General features: G+C 42.7%; 15 protein-coding genes, 3 tRNA genes and 1 pseudogene (1 of these 19 cut by a window edge). 14 read left to right on the top strand and 5 right to left on the bottom strand.

Annotation, left to right across the window (positions count from 1 at the left end; all coding sequences use genetic code 11):
- Nucleotides 1-134 precede the first annotated feature (134 nt).
- The gene (locus DOD25_RS05380; RefSeq protein WP_112928830.1) at nucleotides 135-2624 is read right to left on the bottom strand and encodes a glycogen/starch/alpha-glucan phosphorylase; all 2490 of its coding nucleotides are present in this window, start codon (nucleotides 2622-2624) and stop codon (nucleotides 135-137) included.
- Between the two features lie 237 nt (nucleotides 2625-2861).
- Here DOD25_RS05380 and DOD25_RS05375 point away from each other — a divergent pair, with 237 nt between their 5' ends.
- A complete protein-coding gene (locus tag DOD25_RS05375; protein WP_004106130.1) occupies nucleotides 2862-3278 on the top strand; it encodes a sterol carrier family protein in 417 nt (138 codons plus the stop codon).
- A gap of 118 nt (nucleotides 3279-3396) precedes the next feature.
- On the opposite strand, the gene DOD25_RS05370 is transcribed toward DOD25_RS05375, so the two are convergent.
- A complete protein-coding gene (locus tag DOD25_RS05370) occupies nucleotides 3397-3777 on the bottom strand; it encodes a DUF3073 domain-containing protein (RefSeq protein ID WP_004106131.1) in 381 nt (126 codons plus the stop codon).
- A 145-nt stretch (nucleotides 3778-3922) separates the two neighbouring features.
- Between DOD25_RS05370 and trpS the strand changes: the two genes are divergently transcribed.
- A complete protein-coding gene (gene trpS, locus DOD25_RS05365; protein ID WP_112928829.1) occupies nucleotides 3923-5014 on the top strand; it encodes a tryptophan--tRNA ligase in 1092 nt (363 codons plus the stop codon).
- A gap of 98 nt (nucleotides 5015-5112) precedes the next feature.
- Here the strand turns inward: trpS and DOD25_RS05360 are convergent, their stop codons facing one another.
- On the bottom strand, nucleotides 5113-6834 hold the full coding sequence (locus DOD25_RS05360) for a threonine/serine exporter family protein (protein WP_004106133.1): 1722 nt from the start codon (nucleotides 6832-6834) through the stop codon (nucleotides 5113-5115).
- Nucleotides 6835-7040: 206 nt separating this feature from the next.
- On the opposite strand from DOD25_RS05360, the gene DOD25_RS05350 reads away from it, so the two are divergent.
- From DOD25_RS05350 to DOD25_RS05295, 12 genes are all read left to right on the top strand, one after another.
- Nucleotides 7041-9797, top strand: coding sequence for a phosphoenolpyruvate carboxylase (locus DOD25_RS05350; protein ID WP_004119754.1), 2757 nt, complete (start codon nucleotides 7041-7043; stop codon nucleotides 9795-9797).
- 227 nt (nucleotides 9798-10024) lie between these two features.
- Nucleotides 10025-10684, top strand: coding sequence for a carbonic anhydrase (locus DOD25_RS05345; protein ID WP_004106136.1), 660 nt, complete (start codon nucleotides 10025-10027; stop codon nucleotides 10682-10684).
- A 55-nt stretch (nucleotides 10685-10739) separates the two neighbouring features.
- Nucleotides 10740-11834, top strand: coding sequence for a permease (locus DOD25_RS05340; protein WP_112928828.1), 1095 nt, complete (start codon nucleotides 10740-10742; stop codon nucleotides 11832-11834).
- The gene (locus DOD25_RS05335) at nucleotides 11831-12601 is read left to right on the top strand and encodes a TIGR03943 family putative permease subunit (RefSeq protein WP_004106138.1); all 771 of its coding nucleotides are present in this window, start codon (nucleotides 11831-11833) and stop codon (nucleotides 12599-12601) included. Before DOD25_RS05340 ends, DOD25_RS05335 begins: the two co-directional genes overlap by 4 nt.
- Before the next feature lie 76 nt (nucleotides 12602-12677).
- Entirely contained in the window at nucleotides 12678-13973 is a 1296-nt protein-coding gene (locus DOD25_RS05330; protein WP_064340211.1) for a hemolysin family protein, read from the top strand.
- 57 nt (nucleotides 13974-14030) lie between these two features.
- Nucleotides 14031-14510 (top strand): Dps family protein, encoded by a 480-nt coding sequence (locus DOD25_RS05325; protein ID WP_004106140.1) that lies wholly within the window; start codon nucleotides 14031-14033, stop codon nucleotides 14508-14510.
- Between the two features lie 126 nt (nucleotides 14511-14636).
- Nucleotides 14637-14710, top strand: a tRNA-Ile gene (locus DOD25_RS05320).
- Nucleotides 14711-14744: 34 nt separating this feature from the next.
- Nucleotides 14745-14817 (top strand) — tRNA-Ala (locus tag DOD25_RS05315).
- A gap of 324 nt (nucleotides 14818-15141) precedes the next feature.
- On the top strand, nucleotides 15142-17454 hold the full coding sequence (locus DOD25_RS05310) for a heavy metal translocating P-type ATPase (protein ID WP_112928827.1): 2313 nt from the start codon (nucleotides 15142-15144) through the stop codon (nucleotides 17452-17454).
- Nucleotides 17455-17764: 310 nt separating this feature from the next.
- Nucleotides 17765-19243, top strand: coding sequence for an FAD-dependent oxidoreductase (locus DOD25_RS05305; RefSeq protein ID WP_004119763.1), 1479 nt, complete (start codon nucleotides 17765-17767; stop codon nucleotides 19241-19243).
- A gap of 105 nt (nucleotides 19244-19348) precedes the next feature.
- Nucleotides 19349-20227: a M48 family metalloprotease gene (locus tag DOD25_RS05300; protein WP_004106145.1), complete on the top strand. Its 879-nt coding sequence runs from the start codon at nucleotides 19349-19351 to the stop codon at nucleotides 20225-20227.
- Nucleotides 20228-20357: 130 nt separating this feature from the next.
- Nucleotides 20358-20431, top strand: a tRNA-Gly gene (locus DOD25_RS05295).
- Between the two features lie 66 nt (nucleotides 20432-20497).
- On the opposite strand, the pseudogene DOD25_RS05290 reads toward DOD25_RS05295, so the two are convergent.
- Nucleotides 20498-21646 (bottom strand): annotated as a pseudogene (locus DOD25_RS05290) (Rib/alpha-like domain-containing protein); the annotation flags it as partial.
- Nucleotides 21613-21646: the end of a Rib/alpha-like domain-containing protein gene (locus DOD25_RS06520; protein ID WP_162720541.1), read on the bottom strand. It continues 2033 nt past the right edge of the window; the window shows 34 of its 2067 coding nt (coding positions 2034-2067); the start codon falls outside the window, past its right edge; the stop codon is at nucleotides 21613-21615. The gene DOD25_RS06520 and the pseudogene DOD25_RS05290, both read right to left, overlap by 34 nt.

Here is a 21646-nt window from a genome sequence, read left to right as displayed (position 1 = left end):
AACACTACGAAATAAATAACACTACGAAATAAATAACACTACGAAAAGCAGTAGTGAGTTTAGAAACAATAACGCCTGCGGAAGTACAAAACTCACGCAGGCGTTATTATGTATTGCTATTAGAGAATACTTAATTACTCAGCAACAGGTGTTGGAAGAGCACCAGTGTGCCAAATGCGATCGAGGTAATCTTCGATAGAGCGGTCAGAAGAGAAGTAACCAGAGTTGGCTACATTCAAGACTGCCATGCGAGCCCACTTCATTGGATCGCGGTAAGTTTCCTCAATCTGAGCCTGAATATCCATGTAAGAGCTGAAGTCAGCCATTGCCATGAAGTAATCATGGGTAAGCCAATCGTTAACGAGTGGCTCATACACGCTCTTGTCGCCGTTGGAGAAGGTGCCGTCAGCAACCATATCCACAGCAGTCTTCAAGCGAGGATCAGACTCATAGTACTTACGGGAGCCGCCGTGATCATAGCCTTCAGCGTAGAGCTTCTCAACCTCGTCAACGGTCATGCCGAAGAGGAAGAAGTTCTCAGCGCCAACGCGCTCACGAATCTCAACGTTTGCACCATCGAGAGTACCAACAGTCAAAGCACCGTTCAAAGCGAACTTCATGTTACCGGTACCGGAAGCTTCCTTACCAGCCTGAGAAATCTGCTCATCCAAATCGGTGGCAGGAATCAAGTTCATAGCAAGTTCAATGTTGTAGTTCTCTGGGAAGAACACTGCAAGCTTGCCCTTGCATGCTGGATCGTTGTTTACAACGCGAGCAACATTGTTAATGAGCTGAATCGTAAGCTTTGCCATAGCATAGCCTGGAGCGGACTTAGCGCCGAAGAACACGGTGCGTGGAAGCATCTTGTCAACGTCGATTGTGCCATTCTTGATTCCAGCGTATGTGGAGATAACCTGGAGGATCTTCATGGACTGGCGCTTGTACTCGTGCAAACGCTTAACAATGGTGTTAAACATAGTGTCTGGGTTGATTTCAAAGCCATACTTCTGCTTTGCGAAATCAACGAAGGCAAGCTTGTTCTGCTTCTTAACTTCGGCAAACTTCTTAACGAATGCCTTGTCGTCAGCCAATGGCTTCAAACCTTCAAGAAGCTCCAAATCACCCTGCCATGCGTCGGTGCCCAAGCCCTCAGTGATAAGAGCAGACATGCGTGGGTTGCTCAAGCGCACGAAGCGACGAGGAGTTACGCCGTTAGTAACGTTCTTGAACTTATCTGGGTAAACGCTGGAGAAGTCCTTCAAAGTGACATCCTTCAACAACTCAGAGTGAAGCTCAGCAACACCGTTAACGTAAGAACCGCCGTAGGTAGCCAAGTAAGCCATGCGAACTACAGCACCTTCGCCATTTTCGTCAGCGTCGGTAGCGATGCGCATGCGCTCAACCTGATCCTCAGCAACGCCCTTACCGCGAAGCTCGTTGCGGAACTGCTCGCTAATGCCCTGAATGATCTCAAGGTGGCGTGGCAAAAGTTCGCCGATAAGCTTGGCTGGCCAAACTTCCAAAGCTTCTGGAAGCAAGGTGTGGCAAGTGTAGTTGAAGGTCTTGGTGGTGATACCCCAAGCGGTGTTCCAATCGTAGCCGTACTCGTCCATAAGAACGCGCATAAGCTCTGGAATGCCGATAACTGGGTGAGTATCGTTCAACTGGAAGTTAATCTTGCTTGGGAAGGTGGTGAGATCCGGCTTATCCTGACCTGGGTAGAATACGCGGATAGCATCATGAATAGAAGCAGCTACGAAGAAGTACTGCTGCTCAAGACGCAAAGCCTTACCTTCTGGAGTGGAATCTTCTGGGTAAAGAATCTTAGAAATGTTTTCCGCTGCAACCTGTGGCTTAACAGCGTCCAAGTACTCGGACTTGTTGAAGGTGAGCAAATCAAACTCGTCGTAAGACTTAGCAGTCCACAAACGAAGAGTGTTTACGCGACCAGAATTATAACCTGGAACCATGTAGTCAACTGGTACTGCACGAACAGACCAAGCTGGCTTCCAAACGCGCTTGCCGTTTTCTTCTACAACTTCACCACCGAAGTTGACGCGCTGGTCACGACCATAATCAATGTGACCCCATGGCTCTTCATTGCTAAGCCAGTAATCAGGGGTTTCAACCTGCTTACCTTCTTCATCAAAGCGCTGCTTGAAGATGCCGTAACGATACTGGATGCCGTAGCCAAATGCTGGAACGCCAATAGAGGCGAGTGAATCGATGAAGCAGGCTGCGAGACGACCCAAACCGCCGTTACCTAAACCTGGTTCATACTCAGCATCGATAACAGCCTTTGGATCAAAGCCAAGCTTAGTAACAGCCTTATTGAATTGATCAGTAAGACCAGCGTTCAACAAAGCGTTCTCAAGCTGCTTACCCATCAAGAACTCTGCGCTCAAATAGCCCACAGCCTTGGTGTTGCCATTAACCGTGTCATGCTGAGTCTGCATCCAAGAGTCCATCAAGTGACGACGAACTGCGGTAGCAGCGGCAACATACACATCTGCCGTAGTGGCCTGCTCTGGCGTTACACCCTGGGTGTACTTGAGGTGCTCTTGAAGTTCTTTGGCAAATGCCGTCGCAGTAGTTTTGGCTTTCGGCGCGACGTGTTTAGTCATATTTGACTCCTTGTGCCGTTTGATATATTTCCTAAAAGTGTGCAGTCTAAAACTTTGTGTTTAGACAATTAAACCACCACCATTTTGCAGATAACCTTTGCAGATAACTACAAGAGGCATGTGAATGCACACGATAACCCCAAGAATACCACAACCTAACCCCTTTAAATATTTGTATATAACGTCTTAATACAAATATATTGCTGAAAGTAGGTTGTTTAGAAGATAATAAAAAGTATGTCAGTAATACTTGAACGAGATATAAAACGAGGACAATGTGCTTGGCAATCCTGGCGCGAATCAGCTATTAAAGCACTTGGCGATGGCGTAGAAGCTACGCAAATAAATAGTAATATTTTAAATATCTCTTTAAGCGACGAAGCTTTAGCAGTTAGATATTCGCTATATCTTCTTGAAAATAAGGTGCCTGGGTGTGCAGTAGAAGTAAGAGTTGCGCCTTTTGGTGCAGTAAAAATTTTGGAAGGACCAGCTTCGGATCCGCATAATCTCACGCCGCCAGATGTTATTGAACTTGAGCCTAAAGTATGGCTTCGATTAGCGAGTGGTGTTACTAAATGGCATCAGGAACAGGACTTTGGCAACATAAGTGCAATTGGCGAGCGTGATGATTTAAGCGATATTTTGCCGTTGTAAGTTGGCTTTAAGCAGCTTAAATTGCGTATTTACAGCATGTATTTACAAATATCCTGGGCAAACAGTATTTCGAATGCCCAGGATACGTAAATAAAATAATTTTAATAAAATTTAATTTTTAATTGTCGTGTTTGTGTATGAAGTTTGGAATTGGCATAGGGATATGATGATGCACTGGCGTGTGCGCTCCCGAGTTTGTAGAAGAGTTTTCGCTGCTAACGGCTTTTGCAGCTGCTTCCGCAGCCCACTTGGCATACTCGTCTAAATCATCTTCGTTTGAAGCATCAACGGCATCATTTTCTTGATCTGTGTCATTCTCTTCTGGAAGATATGTATCTTCCTCATAGCTTTCGCTCGACGCAAATGGATCGAAGGATCCTTGTCCGGGTTCGCTGGAATTAAGTTCCTTAGCAAGCTCGTCATAATCCGTATCGGTCGTCAGGTATTTGAGCTTACGGGCAATTTTCTGTTGCTTTGCCTTCTGTCGTCCGCGGCCCATCTGACCCCCTCTAAAAATTAAGTAACAATCAGTTCATCACACAAGAGCGTACCACTTAACCGCAACCGAGTATATTGTCTGTGTAAACTTTTACCATAAAAGCCATATTTTCAGCGTAAAAATACGCACAATTAAGGAGCCTAAAATGCCGGAAGAAGCACAGGTTACAGCTGCTGGTAATGAGATGAGCGCAAGCTTCCTTGCAGCGCGTAAACGTTCAGATGCAACGCTTGAAAAGTTAAAAGCTAGCCCTTCGTCTTTTACTATGCTTACTGGAGATCGTCCAACTGGCCGTTTGCATTTAGGACATTATTTTGGATCTATTCGTGAGCGTGTTGCAATGCAGCAGCGCGGAGTAAAAACTAATATTATTATTGCAGATTATCAAGTAATTACTGATCGTGACACTACTGAGCATATTGAAGATAATGTTTTGAATTTAGTGCTGGATTATATGGCTGCCGGAATTGATCCTGAAAAAACAATGATATTTACTCATTCCGCAGTTCCTGCAGCAAATCAGCTTATGTTGCCTTTCCTTTCGCTTGTTACAGAAGCAGAGTTACACAGGAATCCTACTGTAAAGTCGGAAATGGAATCATCTGGACATGCTTTAACCGGATTGCTCCTTACGTACCCAGTGCACCAAGCTTGCGATATTTTGTTCTGCAAAGCTAATGTTGTGCCGATCGGTAAAGATAATTTGCCGCACGTTGAAATCACTCGTACGATTGCGCGCCGTTTTAATGAGAGATACGCAAAAAAGAATCCAGTGTTCCCAGAGCCAGCAGCAATTTTGTCTGATGCTCCTGAAATTCCAGGATTGGACGGACGAAAGATGAGTAAATCTTACGGTAATTCGATTATGCTCGGAGCTACTGTCGAGGAAACTGCCAAATTAATTAAGAAGAGTCCAACTGATTCTGAGAGGATGATTACTTTTGATCCAGTAACTCGTCCGCAAGTTTCTGCGCTTCTTACTACCGCAGGTTTAGTTACAGGCAGGGATCCTAAAGAGATTGCTGAAGAAATTGGCAACGCTGGTGCTGGCGCATTGAAAGCTTACGTAATTGAAAATGTAAATAATTTCTTGGCACCTCACCGTGAGCGTCGTGCAGAACTTGCAAAAGACATGGATACTGTTCGAGACATTTTACATGACGGCAATAAGCGTGCAAATGCTATTGCAGAAGAAACGCTTTCCCAAGTGCGAGATGCTATGGGAATGAAGTATTAATTAAATTTCAATAAGTAAAGTAATAAAAAATAAAGCCGCTCGCAAGAAAACTTGTAAGCGGCTTTTTGTTAAAAATTAACGGGCTGAAACTTAGAACATCACACGTCGTAACGCCAGCTTTTATCTGTAATAACGCGTGCTACAGCAAGACCAATAGGTAAGCAAATAATTACCATGAAAGCGCGGAAAGTCCAGTCTAACGCCGGAAGCGTGTGGAATTGACCAAGATAAAACATTGCGCGATACATATAAAGTCCAGGAACCATAATTACGATAGATGGAACCGTAAGACCTATTCGTGGATAACCCAAATATTGAGGCGCTAATCCGTGACGAACGATAGTTCTCCAAGCAGAAGCTAGCAAACCTGCCAATAAAGCACCGCTGAAAGCTGCAATTTCGGCAGCAACTCCAAAATCTGTCATAGTTAAGCGAAGAGTATCTGTAATAGCGCCAATAATGCCAGCAACTATGCACATGCGTTGTGGAGAATTAAACAGCACTGAGAAGCCCCATACTCCGGCAAAAGCTGTAATAAGTCGAAGAACTGTGTTAAGCCAAGGGTTTAATCCGAGAGGAGGGAAGCCTTGAGGATTGAGCTGTACAAGGCTTGCAACCGTCCATCCTGCAAGAGTTCCCATCAAAATAATCGCCATTGTGTAACACAGTCGTTGAATTCCTGAAGGGAAATCAATTTTTGCAATATCTAAGCCGCCTGTAATAAGAGGGAATCCAGGAATAACAAACAACACTGAACCAATATATGCAGTTGTATGATTGAGCGCGCTAGGGTCAAAGAAGCCAATAAGACGTAAAGCCCCAATGCATGATAGTGCACCTATTGCAACAGCTACGAATGTAACTACAAACTGGTTTAGATGCTTCATAAACATTCTGCGACGAATATAGTGACCGATTCCTGCTCCAATAAAAGCACCAATCATGTCGTAAATGCCGCCGCCAAGCAAGAACGCAAAGGATGCGCAAGCAACTGCCGAAGCAAGACCAGCAAACCACGGTTTGTATAGCGGTTTCCTATTTTTAATCAAATCAAGACGGTCGTGTACTTCCCTAACTGTAAGAGGATGATCATTTTTAGATTCGTCATTACTATTAGATGCGTTTACGTGCGAAAAATGTTCAGCGTAAGCACTTTCTGGCTGCAATGCAAAAATGCCGCGTGGTTTTTCTTTTTTTATAGCTTCTTGCAACGCTTTCTTTTTTGCAATTTTAGTAGCATTTTCTTCAGACTGCTTAGCTGTTTGTACAATGGTATGTTCGTCGTCGCTCGCTTGCAATGTGTCAACTAATTCCTTAGAAACAGCAGCTTTAGAGTGATATAAAGAATCGTTTCCAAGCTTGACGTTAAACCAATCTGCAAAATGTTCTAGAAGCCAAATGCGCTCAGTGTTAACACCTGTGGTTGGAAGATCTACAACTTCAGTAATTCGCTCATGCTTATCAGTACAAGTTGCTTCAATATCTGTGAGATTCACGTCCGCGCGCACATGTACACCCATTGGTTCGCCGATTCTGTGCATAAGCTCGCGAACTCGGTAGCTTCCTGTGCCTGCTCCTAAACCGAGCGCACCGACGCGAATAATAATACTCGATTTCGCAGCAATTCCTGCTTGCGTAACTGGCTTATCCCAATCTCGCTCAACATCGTCCATATCGAGTGGAATAGCATGAGTATGAAAACGCCCAGAAGGTTTTCCGACTATATGACCAGTCGAAAGAATTTCAGGCTTATCGCAATCGCAGTTGTTGATGCTGTTGTCGTATTCATTATTCTCGATATTATTCTCTGCTGTACTCACAATTTTTTAGTATACGCAACCCCGTTGCCGAGTTATATTTTGTTGATAAATCAGCATTCTTTACTACGTCCGGTGGTAGTTTCACAATTAACTTGGTATCTCGCTGGAAACAAGGCTGTGGGCTTGCAACTTCTGACCTACATAACCGCGGAGGAGCCGCGGAAGTCAGACGACCAAGCAACCTTAGTCTGGCGTAAGGAGGTCTGATGGCAACAGAAAATCAGCAGGTTACTCCGGCAGACGCAACTATTGTTACGTCTGGTTTAGGGCGAAAAGGCCCAGAGGAGCGTGACCTTCCAGCATCACTTAAGCAAGACATGGATTTGTGCTTGCATATTCTTCGCGATGTTCTTGGCGAATTTGATGAAAAATTATTAGCAGTATTCGACGATGTGCGTTTGAATGCTGTAGAAGCTAGTGCAGCTCATTTTGCGCAAATGGTAGACGCAAAAGTAACTGCAGATGATGGCTTAAGTAAAGCTGTTAGCAAGCTCAACGGAATGAATTTGCACGATACGCAGCTTTTAGCTCGTGCTTTCGCAACATATTTCCACTTGGCAAATTTGTGCGAGGAAAATTATCGTGTTTCTGTACTTCATCAGCGTGAATGTGAAGTTGAAGATTCGTTACCGGTTGATCCAGTTAATGAACTAACTTGTGCTTATCACAAGTTGCTTACTGAAATGAGCCCTGCTGAAGCGAAAGAATTGCTCGCAAAGCTTGAGTTCCATCCTGTATTTACTGCGCACCCAACCGAAGCTCGTCGTAAAGCCGTTGCAGGTAAAATTCGCAGAATTTCGCAATTATTAAGCGAACATCATCGTTTAGGCGGATCTGATAAGCGCGAAAATTATCGTCGTCTCTATAACGAAATTGATGCGCTTCTTCGCACTTCTCCGATTGCTTTGAAGAAGCCAACTCCAGTTGAAGAAGCCGACACTATTCTTGACATTTTTGACGCTACTTTGTTTGACACGATTCCAGTCGTGTATCGTCGATTTGACGATTGGCTGCTTGGCAAGAAGGCTGGATTAGTTCCTCCGCGTTGCCCTGCATTCTTCCATCCAGGAAGCTGGATTGGTTCAGATCGAGATGGCAACCCTAATGTGACAGCTAAAGTGAGTCGTCAAGTCGCTCGAAAGTTTAGCGATCACGTGCTTGTGGCTTTGGAGAATCGTACTCGCGAAGTTGGAAAATGCTTAACTATGGAAACGCGCACAACGCCTCCAAGTGTGGAGTTGCTTGAGTTGTGGAATCGTCAGCGCGAAATGAGCGAACAGCTTACAGAAAACGCTTCGGATGTTTCTAACAGTGAGCCGCATCGTGCTGTAATGCTTGTAATGGCTGACCGTTTGCATCGCACTATTAGCCGCGATACGGATTTGATGTATCATTCTTGCGAAGATTTCATTGAGGATTTGCAAATTGTGCAACGCTCTTTGGCAGAAGGCGGAGATCCTCGTGCTGCATATGGTCCTTTGCAGGATTTGATTTGGCAGGCGCAAACCTTTGGATTCCACATGGTTGAAATGGAATTCCGTCAGCATTCTCTCGTGCATTCTCGTGCTTTGGAAGATATTCGCGAACATGGATTGCATGGCGAACGCGGTCCGCTTCAGCCAATGACTCGTGAAGTACTCGATACGTTCCGCGCTTTGGGAGCAATTCAAAAGCGCAACGGTATGCGCGCTGCTCGACGCTACATTATTTCCTTCGCAAAATCTGCTCAGCATGTACGTGACGTATTTGAGCTAAATCGTCTTGCTTTCGCTCATCCACAGGATGCGCCAACAATCGACGTCATTCCGCTGTTTGAGCAGCTTGAAGATTTGCAGAATTCCGTAAATGTGCTTGAGGAGATTATTAAAATTCCTGAAGTGCAAGCTCGTCTTAAGGCTACTGGTCGCAAGATGGAAGTTATGCTTGGATATTCGGATTCTTCCAAGGATGCTGGCCCTACTTCCGCAACGCTTGCTTTGCATTCCGCTCAGGAGCGAATTGCTCAATGGGCTAAGAAGCATGATATTGATTTGACACTGTTCCACGGCCGCGGTGGTGCTGTTGGTCGCGGTGGCGGTCCTGCAAACCGTGCAGTGCTTGCTCAGCCTGTTGGCTCCGTCAACTGCCGATTCAAGCTTACTGAGCAGGGCGAGGTTATTTTCGCACGATATGGCAATCCAATTCTTGCTATTCGTCACGTTGAATCTGTTGCTTCTGCAACTTTGCTTCAGTCTTCGCCAAGTGTTGAGAAAACTAACACTGATATGACGAAGAAGTATGCGGATATGGCTGCAAAACTTGATGTTGCAGCTCATGAGCGCTTCCTTGATTTGTTGCAAACGGATGATTTTACTCCATGGTTCTCCACGGTTACGCCGCTTAGCGAGATTGGCTTGCTACCAATCGGTTCTCGCCCAGCTAAGCGCGGTTTGGGTGCGAAGTCTTTGGACGATTTGCGCACAATCCCGTGGGTGTTCTCTTGGGCTCAGGCGCGAATCAATTTGGCAGCATGGTACGGTTTGGGCACGGCTTGCGAAAAGTTTGGTGACTTGGAAACTTTGCGCAGAGCTTACGAAGAGTGGCCGCTATTCAGTACTTTTATTGACAATATTGAGATGTCTTTGGCTAAGACAGATGAGCGTATTGCTCGCATGTACTTAAGCCTTGGAGATCGTGAAGATTTGAGCGATAAAGTACTTTCAGAAATGCAGCTTACTCGCAAGTGGGTTTTGCAAATTGTCGACGACAAGTGGCCTTTGCAGCACCGTCACGTGCTTGGCCAGGCTATTCGTGTGCGCTCGCCTTATGTTGACGCGCTGTCTGTAATCCAGTCGCTTGCATTGCACAAGCTTCGCAACAAGGTAGACAAAGAAGAGCTTAGCGAAAGCCAGCAGGCAGAGTTCATCTACCTTATTCTTTGCACTGTTTCTGGTGTTGCTGCAGGCTTGCAGAATACTGGATGATTTTATAAGTTTATATGATTAAGAAAAGCCTTCGTGCTGCTTTGTTAGCTGTGCGTTGGCTTTTCTTTTTATAATCATATTTTATAAATTTTGTTAGCTTTTATAGCATATTTTCTATTTAACACAGTAACGATAGAATATGTTTTATAAGTCGAAGTGTTTTCAAAATTTGTTGATAGCTTGTATTCGTCACCTTTGCGCAAGCGCATCAATACAAGGAGGTAATAATGCACGAGACAGTCAAAGAAGATCTTTTAAAAGAAGATTCACTTTTGGCTACATCTGTGTGGAGCGCGATGCTAGCTGGTAACCGTAAGTTTGCAGAAGGCTCATTAAATTGTGATGGACTTAGTGAAGAAACGAGATTATCTCTTATTGAAGGTCAGCATCCTGGAGCTGTTGTTCTTTCCTGTGCTGACTCGCGCGTTGCTCCAGAATTTGTGTTCGGTGCCGGTTTAGGTGATATTTTTTCTGTTCGCACTGCAGGCGAAGTGCTTGATGATGCTGTAATTGCATCTTTAGAATACGCTGTAAGCGATTTGGGAGTAAAAGTGCTTGTTGTGCTTGGGCATGAGCATTGCGGTGCAGTACAAGCCGTTTTGCCGAATGTGCAAAAGCTGGTTTCTAAATACGGCGAAGATGAAACAAGCGAAATAATTGAGTCTAGCGAGTCAATATTGCTTCGTTCTTTAGGTCCTGCTGCACTTGCTGGTATTGAAGAAGAATTAAACACGGATGATATTGAACGAATCCATGTATCTAATATTCTTGCTGAAATATGTAATAAATCTCAAACTATTCGTGAATCTGCTTTTAATGATAACCTCATGCTAGTTGGTGCTAGGTATAGAATGAAGGATGGTTTGGTAGAGGTTCTTTCATGCTAAGTAGCATGTAGTCACATTTTTAACAGAATTATTAATACGTTGTTAGGTTACAAATATGAATCAATCATCTAAAGGTACGCTTGGTGCGAATTCTGCAAATTCTGCTAATTCTGCGAACTATCTTTTCTTGCTTGTTGGAGCTCCTTTAGTAGCTTTTATTATTGCAGCTGCTCCTGCTTTACAGGGGAGACATCCTTGGTTTCTAATTGATACAACAATTCGAGGTGTTTCCGGTTTGTTGCTACAAGCGATACCTTTTACTCTCATAGGTGTGCTTGTTTCTGCTGCAGTAGAAACTTGGGTAACTGCTGATTTTATTGAGAAACATGCTCCAAAATCTACGGCAAACGGTTTTTTGGCTGCCATATTGGCTGGCGTTTGCGTGCCTGTTTGTGATTGTGTAGTAGTTCCAACGTTTTCTCGTTTAGTTGCAAGAAAACTACCATTACCGTGCGCCATAACTTTTCTATGTGCAGTTCCTGTTGTAAATCCAGTATCTGTATTAGCAACATTTTATGCGTTCTCTGACGCCCCAGCTGTTGCTATTATGCGTATTGCTCTAGGTGTTGGTATTGCATTACTGGTTGGATTAAGTTTTGTTATATTCCCTTCAAAAACCAATATTTTGCGTAAGAAAATTTTAGTAGAAAATAAATCTTCTTTACATTGTTCTTGCGAATTGAATAACGAAAGTAATCTCACAAAAAATAATATTGAAAAGCATAGTATTTCTGCGCAAATTCGCAAATATGTGCAGCATATACATCAGGATTTAATAAAATTAATTCCAATTATTGTATGTGGAACTATAGTTGCTTCTGTAATTCGCGCATGGCTCGGAGCTGATCCTGCTTCTCGCGTACAAGTGAGTAATGTGTTAATTGCTATTCCTGTAATGATGGCTATTGCGTACGCAAGCTCTCTATGCTCCAGCTCAGATGCTGTAATTGCAAGAAGTTTAGCAACATCATTGCCTATGTCGTCGGTGCTAGTATTTCTGCTGTTTGGTCCTATGCTTGATTTAAAGAATACGCTTATGCTCGTTGAGGATTGCCGTGGTAAATTTGTGTGGCGCTTAACATTAACTATTGCTTTTGCGTGCTTCCTAGCGTCATTATTAGCTCACTGGGCTTGGGGGTTCATCGCATGAAAAAACAAAAATGTGTTGAGCATAATGCTTGTAAAAAAATCACTTTAGCTCAATTGGTAGAAGCTATTTTATTGCTATTTTTTGCAGTCATAATTGCGGAAGTTACTTTAAGCGGTCAATATACGCTTTTTACTACGCCTAGAGCATATTATTATTTGTTAATTACTGCTATTTTGCTATTTATTCTGTCTATATGCGCTGCGATTGGATGGTTTTCTGTTTCTTCGCGCGATGTTTGGCGTATGCTTGTAGCTTTCGTTGTTCCTGCGCTACTTATTATTGTTCCTTTGCGTTACGCTCAAAATATTAGTGTAGATGGATTCGACCAGTATGCTGGTGGTCGTGCTATTGCTATTCGTAGCCAAAATTATCCTTTGTCGGGATTGTATGAAAAGTCTCGTGAGATAGCAGTTGATGATGATGATTTTGGCTCCTGGTATGACGAAATCGATCATAATGCTGCAAAATATGATGGATACACGATTACTCTTACAGGTTTTGTTAGCAGAGATTCTACGTTGAATGCAAATCAATTTAGGGTATCTCGTCAGCTTATGTCATGCTGTATTCTCGACATGTCTCCGTTTGGATTAGTTGCCGAAAAATCAAATATTGGCGAAATTCAAGATCATGAATGGGTGCGTGTTCGTGCACGTGTTTCTAGAGGCAATATTGGCATTCCTGGATATCAGCATCCTGGAGTTGTGCTGCACGTTATATCAATGCAAACAGCTCAAGCTCCAACTGGATATTTTTATCGCCCATAAATAATTTATCTTCGTTAATGGTGATAATTATTTTAGAATTGTTGATATCGCATAGAAGTAAACTAAGATAACAAGTATGGCGATTGGTTTTAATATTCTACTCATTATGATTTTTTTGCTATTTGGTTCCGTATTTGCGGCAACCGAATTAGCTTTAGTGAGCTTGAGAAGTTCGCAAATTGATCGCATGGAATTGCAGGATGCGCGTGGCGCTAGAGTTGCAAAAATTGCCCGCGATCCCAACACTTTTCTATCTGCTCTACAAATTGGAGTAACTCTTTCTGGCTTTCTTTCCGCATCGTTTGGTGAGTCTGCTTTAGCTCCGTATGTTGTGCCGGTTGTATGTTCATGGGGTGTTTCTTCGCACGTTGCTGGCCCACTTACAACAATCTTCCTAACTCTTGTTATTTCTTACTGTTCTATTGTTATTTCTGAATTAGTTCCGAAACGTATTGCTATGCAGCGTGCTGAGCAGATTGCGCGATCGGTTGTGCCGGCAGTAGATATTTTCTCAAAGATTTGCAAGCCTTTAATTTGGCTTATTGGAAAGAATACGAACGGTTTTGTGCGCATTCTTGGCTTTGATCCTAATGAGAAGGAAAGCGAAGTTTCTGACGAAGAATTGCGCGTGCTTGTTAATAGCAATAAGCGTTTAAGTCAGGATGAGCGCAATATTTTGGATGACGTGTTTGATGCTTCGGAAACTATTGTTGCTGAAGTGATGCGTCCTCGTGCTGATGTTGAGTTTTTGGATGGTTCATTGAGCCTTGAAGAAGCTGCCGCGAAAATTCGTGAGCTTCCGTATTCTCGCTACCCTGTTATTGGCAAAGATTTTGATGATGTTATAGGTTTTGTGCATGTTCGCGATTTGCTAGATGTGCGTGATCCAAATGCAAAAACTGTTGCAGATGTAACTCGCGAAGGAATTAGTCTTCCTGGAACTTCCAAACTATTGCCGAGCCTGGAACTTCTTCGTAAACGTGGTATTCATTTGGCTGTTGTCATCGATGAATATGGTGGAACTGACGGTATTGTTACGCTCGAGGACATGACAGAAGAGCTAGTTGGAGATATTCGCGATGAATATGATTTGCCTGGTGAAACTGAGCAAAATAATGTGAATAAAACAACTGCTTTTGTAAATGGTGTTGCAAAAATTGATGGCGGTATGACCATTGAAGATTTTGCTGACATTACCGGCATTGAGCTTGAAGACGGTCCGTATGAGACTGTTGCAGGCTACTTTTTAGCGCATACTGGTTCAATGGGAAGTGTTGGAGCTGTTTTGCATGATGCGGATGGTTACGATATGACTGTGACTGCGGTTGATGGTAGGCGTATTGCGACGATTGAAGTGCGTCGCCGCGCGTAGTTTAAGCCATAGCAGTAGAATAATAACGGTATTAACAAACCTAAGGAAGGATAGAACATGGCTTTGTTGCATATTTTGCCAGGTCTCGACGAAGCGGCCAGTGAAAAGGCTGTTGCCATTTTACAGAATCGTTTAAGCCACGAGCAGGAAGCTGCTTTGGTGCTTAAGCATGCGCATTGGAATGTTACTGGTTCAGATTTTATTGCAGTTCATGAAATGCTTGATCCACAGGTTGCTGAAGTTTTGGCGCAGGCGGATGAAACTGCTGAGCGAATTGCAACTTTGGGCGGTTCTCCACTTGGACGTGCTGATGATGTTGTTGCTGCTCGTACATGGAAGCGTTTTGCTTTGACTGGTCGCAAGTCCACAAAGGAGTATTTGCAAGCGCTTATTGAATACTATAACGATATGATTGCAGACGATCGCAAGGCTATCGCGGAGCTTGATGAGCTTGATTTAGTTAGCTCAAATATTATTCAAGATCATGTTCAACAGTTGGAAAAGTTCCAGTGGTTCATGCGTAGCCATCTTGATTAATTAACCTCTGTTTAATTTTTTTGATTCAAACCGCAACATGCTATTTTCTTTTTATGGCGTGTTGCGGTTTGACATTTTCTGTGTCTGTGCTAATGTAACTACTTGTATGTTTTAGGCGTACGAGTTGGGCCCGTAGCTCAGGTGGTTAGAGCGCATCCCTGATAAGGATGAGGTCGGAGGTTCAAGTCCTCCCGGGCCCACGGAATTGAGTGATTATTTCATTCAATACCGAATGGGGCTATGGCGCAGCTGGTAGCGCATCTGCTTTGCAAGCAGAGGGTCAGGAGTTCGAGTCTCCTTAGCTCCACGAACAGGGTTCTGATTGATTTTCCAATCAGAACTTTTTTGTTTATTAATTTATTTTTTTGGATTTGTTTTGGTTTTGCATTATTTAAGCTTGTGTTTATGAGAATGTTTCTCATCAAGGCTTCATGGTATATTAAAGAGACAAATAAATAATTAAAAGTCATTGTTAATTCCAAAATTGGGATTAACCAAAAATCAACATAAGTATCTTTACGCCGTGTATTGAGTGCGCTATTTAGGTTGCGCTCAGTGGGTTAACAAGGCGTGAAATCGTGTGTTAGCAGCGTCTTAAGCGTAGTTAACCTGATCAGCGTAAGGAAAGTGTATGCGTAAACTTTTAGCATATTGCCGTCGTGCACCACAATTAACAGTCGTAATTCTTGCTTTTCCGTTTATTGCGCCTTTGTACTCGTATAATTTGCCTATATTAACTACTTTCTGTGAGCAAATTTCTAATTTTTCGCAGCAAATCTTTGATTTTTTAAAAATTAATTGCAGTATTTCCATAAGTATTAGTCTTGGCAAAACTATTATCGCTATTCTCGTTTTATATACGAGCGTTATTTCTTTGCGTAATATGATTAAACATTTACTGCATGGAACTTTAGGTATTGATCTACTTGCTTTTGTTGCATTGCTTACAACACTTTGTATTGGTGAGTTCTGGGCAAGTTATTTGATTGTTGTAATGGTTTGGACTGGAGAAGCTATAGAAGATTTTGCGCATATGAAAGCTCAGCGCAATCTATCTCTTTTAGTAAGCGCAGCTCCAAAAACTGCTCACCTTATGACTTTGCCAGGTATTGAGCATGGTATGAATCATAATCAAGCAAATGATAAATCATACGAACCGCCATGTTTGAGTGAAAATCAGTGCAAGCCTAGCTCGTGTGTTCTGTGCCAGCATGCTGAATTTAGAAAAGTAGATGCCGCTAATTCTAAGCAATCTAATAGTAGCGAGCAAAATAGCGAAAGTAATTGCGAAAATAATGACTTGCAAAATTGCAACTGTAAACAAAATAATTGCCCATTTTTGCAAGCATCTACAGACAACGAAATCTCCTCAAATTTGCAGCGTTACGCTACAGTTCCTGTTGATGAGCTAAAGATAGGAAACGTAATTATTGTGCTTCCTGGCGAAACAGTGCCAGTTGACGGTGAATTATTAAGCGGTTCTGCAATTTTAGACACAAGTGCTATTAACGGAGAATCTGTTCCTAGAGAAGTCTATGCGGGAGCTGCAGTGCTTTCAGGCTGTGTAAACGGTGGAGTTGTGCTTATTATGCGCGTAACAAAGCTGTCTAAAAACTCGCAGTATCAGAAAATCATGCAGCTTGTTGAGTCTGCTAGGTCTTCTAAAGCTGCAGTAGTTAGATTTGCAGACATGCTATCTGTGCCGTTTACAGTATTATCTTTTGCGATTGCAGGTCTTGCTTGGAGCTTTTCTGGCGACGCATTGCGATTTGCGCAAGTATTGGTTCTAGCAACCCCATGTCCTCTGCTTATTGCAGTTCCAGTTGCTTGCATGGCTGGTACTGGGCGTTTAGCAAAACTTGGAATTGTTGTTAAAAGTCAGGATGTGCTTGAGCAATTAAGTCGTGTAACAGACGTATTTTTTGACAAAACCGGCACGCTAACTGTAAAACAGCCGCAAGTTGTAAACGTAGACGTAATCGATACTACGCAGAAAGCTGATCGAATTGTGATGCTCGCAGGTGTGCTAGAAACGTATTCTCAGCATATTCTCGCTGGAGGTATAGCAAAAGCAGGTTCAGTTTTGTGGGAGCACACGCATCCATCTTCAACTCCGCAATTGCCTAGCGTTAGAGAATACCCAGTAGTGCATAGTGTGAAGGAAACTGCAGGTCAGGGTATTCAAGGCGTTGTAGATGGTGTTTTGGTGCGCGTTGGGCGTAGAAAGTATGTTACTGAGCAAACTGATATTAATAAACAGGTCATGAATCATATTGCGACACAACATATTGCGGCACAACATGTAGTCAATGCGCTCGCTGCAGACGAAATGGCAACCTATGTTTCCTTTGACGGAGTGCTAGTTGGTCGGATTGTGTTAAAAGACGTGCCTCGCGATAACGCGAAATCAACTATTGACGCATTGCGTACGCTTGGTGCGCGCTCAATATCTATTCTTACTGGAGATAGTTTGCAAGCTGCAACAACAATTGGTAAAAGCGTTGGAATTGACACAATATATGCAGATTTGCTTCCGCAAGATAAATTAGCGTATGTAAAAAAGCACAATTACAATGCAGCCAAAAGTAAGAAAGATTCGACTGTAACAATGATGGTTGGAGACGGTGTAAACGATGCTCCAGTGCTTGCGGCTGCAGATATTGGCGTAGCGGTAACGGATGGCACAGATACGGCAGCATCTGAATGTGCTCAGTTAGTTATTATGAACAACGATATTTCTTCTGTTGCAAGCGCAATAAGAGTAGCAAAACATACTAAATGCGTTATGGTTCAGTCAGTATTGATGGGCATTGGATTGGCAATTATAAGTATGATTTTTGCGGCTTTCGGTTTTATTCCAGCAGTTATTGGCGCAATGATGCAAGAAGCAATTGATGTTGTTGCTATTATGTGGGCTTTAACAGCATTGCGCGAACGAAAATAAAAATATTTTTGGCAATATTTTTTACGATATTCATTACGACACCTTTAATAATATTCGTTTGAGCATTTTATTTATTTGAGCATGTTGTAAGACGAAGTAATGCGCTAGTCTAATTATGAAAGCATACGAGTTAGCTGCAAACGGTAAGAGCTCAAGCTTGTACGTAACTTATTTTTGGCGAAGAATTACATATAAACGCTTTACAGTTACGCTGCTGAGTGGATTGAGGCAACCTATGCTTGTAGGCCGCGCTAAATAGCGCGAAAACGGCGAAAAGTGCCGTATAATACAGCTCAATATGGGGATAATAATGGAAAAAAATAATTTAAGCGAAAATGTTTCACAAGAAACATCTCAACTGCGTATTGCTGTAATAGGAGCAGGCCCTGCAGGAGTGTATTCTTCCGATATCTTCTTACGCCAGATTGCAAAGCGTGGAGAAGAATTGGGATTAGGCTCTAGCGCTCGCATCGATCTTTTTGAAAAATTGCCAGTGCCTTTTGGATTAGTGCGTTACGGAGTAGCTCCTGACCATCCAAGTATCAAATTTATTGCGGATGCGCTTGAAAAGACGCTTGATAATCCAAATATTCATCTTTATGCAAATGTTGAATTTGGTAAGGATATTGCATTAGAAGATTTATTGGAACGCTACGATGCTGTGCTATTTGCAACCGGCGCTGTGAAAGATAGGCCTCTTCGAGGAGTTCCAGGCGCCGATTTAGACGGAGTGTACGGAGCTGCAAAATTCGTAGAATGGTACGACGGATACCCGACTAGCAATCGAGAATGGCCGCTTGAAGCAAAAGAAGTAGCTGTTATTGGCGGCGGAAATGTGGCAATGGATGTTGCTCGTGAGCTTTTACGAGATCCTGATTATTTGCGCGCGCATACGGATATTCCAGACGACGTGTATGAGGGATTGCAAAAAAATAAAACCCAAACCTTGCATTTATTTATTCGTCGTGGAGTTGCCCAAGCAAAATTCTCTGTTCAAGAATTGCGCGAAATGGAAAAGTTATCCGGAGTGCAAATTGTTATTAATGAGGATGATTTTGAACTTGACGATGAGACTATTGAAGTAGCCGGTAACGATAAGCTCACGCGTCAAATGGTTGAGGAACTTTTTGCGATTCGAGACATGGCAGAAGATATGGAAGATGGCGGAAACGTTGATTTTGAGGGGAATCCAGCCGACAAACGCTATATTATCCACTTCAACTGTGCGCCGGTAGAAATTCTTGGTGAAGATGGGCGTGTGAAAGCAATACGAGTTGAGCGAACTGTAACAAGCGCGGATGGCACAATGACTCGCACAGGTGAATTTGAAGATTACGCTGTGCAAGCTGTTTACCATGCCATTGGCTACCATCCTGCAGAAGTTACAGGAATTGCTTACGACGAAAAGCGTACTTTGCTTGCAAATATTGATGGACGCTTAGTGACGTCTGTAGAAAATGGCGAAGTCCGTGAGCGATTGTATGCAACTGGCTGGGCTAAGCGTGGGCCGGTAGGATTAATCGGCTCTACAAAATCCGATGCTCTTTTGATTGTTAATAATATGCTTGAAGATTTATCTAAAGCTGGCAATGCTGGGCGAATCGCACCTGATCGCGATGAAAATTCTATAGATAAATTATTGGCAGAAAAGGGCATTAAACCAATTGATTACGCCGGTTGGAAGCGAGTTGACTCTTATGAGCGTGAGCTTGGAGCCAATGAGCAGAGAACTCGAAAGAAAGTTGTTTCAGCGTCTGAACTTGTAAATATTGCTTTAGGTAGCAAATAATGCCCTAAATAAACTGAAAATATTACTTAGTATTTAAGTTTGTAGTTAGTAAATACGCAGTATATATTCAGAAAAATTTAAGTTCGCATTATTAAGATAGATCATATGTTGAAAGGCTTGAGAATACACTATGGCAGCTTAAAAGCCGCACTATTTTTTGTTGTTGTGTGGCTTTTTCTTGCCTTATGTTGGGTTCTTGCTGGCTCGCATCTGTCATCACTAATATGGTTCATTATTCCTGGTATTGCATTTAGTGTTTTTGCTTATTGGTGCTCAAGTAAGCTTGCGATTATTGCTATGCGTGCTACAGAGGTTAGTGAAGAAGAAGAGCCTGTGCTCTACGCAATGGTTAGAGATTTATCTGCTCGAATTGGTAAACCTATGCCGCGAGTAATGGTTTCTCCCTACGAAAGTCCTAATGCTTTTGCAACCGGTAGAAGTGAGCGTCATGCAAGCATATGTTGTACTCGTGGTTTGATTAATATCCTTAACGAGCGCGAGTTACGTAGTGTTATTGGTCATGAATTAACTCATATTTATAATCATGATATTCTCGCTTCTTCGCTGGCTACTGCTACAGCAACAGTATTAACGTACGTTGGTTCTTGGCTTGTTTATGTTGGTGATACATATCGTCGTGATATTCGCAAGTATTGCAAATTTATTGGTAAGTTTTTAAATATTTTATTCGCTCCTATTGCTTCTGTTATTATCAATGCAATTATTCCTGGTTCGCGTGAATTTGACGCAGATAAGGGAAGTAGTGAAATTACTGGAGATTTTGCTGCGCTTGCTTCCGCACTTAATAAAATTACCTACGGCATGCAGCTTCACGAGATGAAATCTACTGCTGGATTGCAGGCTGTTGCTTCTTTGATGATTATTTGCCCATGGAATAATAACGCTCCTGCGCTTGTGCGTTTGTGTACTGCGCGTCCTACTGTTCAGGATAGGATTGGGCGTCTAATGAGCATTGCTGCATGAATATTTTATTTGTTGAACTTGCTTGTCTTGTTTATTGAGTTCATAAACTGATTCCTAAATATTGAAGCGGTAAGCTGTGCATGATACCCTTAGATGGTTGTTGAAACTAGTTTGCTTTTAGTTACAGCATGCGGATGTAGTTCATCGGTAGAATGGAAGCTTCCCAAGCTTCAGAGGCGGGTTCGACTCCCGTCATCCGCTCCATTCAGATTGTAAAATTGTTAAGTTGTAGTTTTTGTACATTGGATGTATAAAAACTACAACTTACGCTTAGTTAAACTTTCTTTTTCTTGCAATTGTCACAATTGTGCTAGCAAACAGCATCAATGCAACGCTAAGTACAATTGGAATTATTTGTATTCCAGTACGAGGGAGTGCATTATTGGCTATTGTGGATTGTTTGTGTAAATGAGGGTCTTTCTTTACTAAAGTATTCGTCCACGCAACTTGTTTACCGTTTTCGTCAATAAGGACAATCGTATGATTGCCTTTATATTCTTCTGGAATAACTACGTCGAATACAATTCTGCCATATTCATTAATGTGAACTGTTACATATTTCATTCCATTTGCGCTATAAAGAAGTTTAGGGTTGGAATATATGTAGGCATAAGCTTTTACTGCTTTTTCTAGTTGTAATCTGCGCATGAATTCTGATGTTGCATTTACTGTAACAGTGATATGGTTATTTTTTCCCGCATAAGCAATGTTATTATTCCCGACGGTGAGAGTGTTGCACAACGCTGGAAGTAAATCTGCAATACTCTTTGGTGCTGATGGAATCTGTTGCTGTAATGTGTGTGATTCTGAGTTTGCGTTAAGCTCTATGTGGTTTCCGCGCATAGAATCGTTACTAACTGCAGGAGTTTGTAGAGTTTTGGAAGGATGCGTTGGTCCGGGAAATCCCATGCTTGGAATTTCCTTATGGTCTTGATCGAACTTATTAGTCTGTGGGGTTGTGCTATTTGCAGACTTATCAGGTTCGCCATTGCTAGAGTGCTCACTGTTGCCAGAATGAGATTCTGGTGTTGGTGGAACAGGTTGTGGCTCTGGTTTAGGCGCAGGTTTTGGCGGAACGGGTGTTGGATTCACCGGGTTTGGTTTCGGCTGCAGAGGCACTGCAGGTTGTTGATCAGGCGTCGGTGTCGGCGTAGGCGAAGGCGTTGGTTCCGGTGTTGGTGGAACAGGTGTCGGAGGTACGGGAGTTGGTGTTGGAGCTGGTGTCGCTGGTGTTAGCTCGGTCCATGGTGTTGATTTCTTTGCAGGAATTAACTCGGCCCACGTAATACTCTTTTTAGCTGGGTTTAGTGGTGTTGCTGGAATGATTTCTACAACGTGAGCTTTAAGAGTTACTTTCTGTTTTGCTTTGTTTGCAAAGGTTATTTCTACGATAAATGTTGTTTCTCCAGTGTTTGTTGT

It is taken from the genome of Gardnerella leopoldii, from assembly GCF_003293675.1.
In the GTDB taxonomy this organism is placed as follows: Bacteria; Actinomycetota; Actinomycetes; order Actinomycetales; family Bifidobacteriaceae; genus Bifidobacterium; species Bifidobacterium leopoldii.
This window is presented reverse-complemented; position numbering and strand designations above follow the sequence as displayed.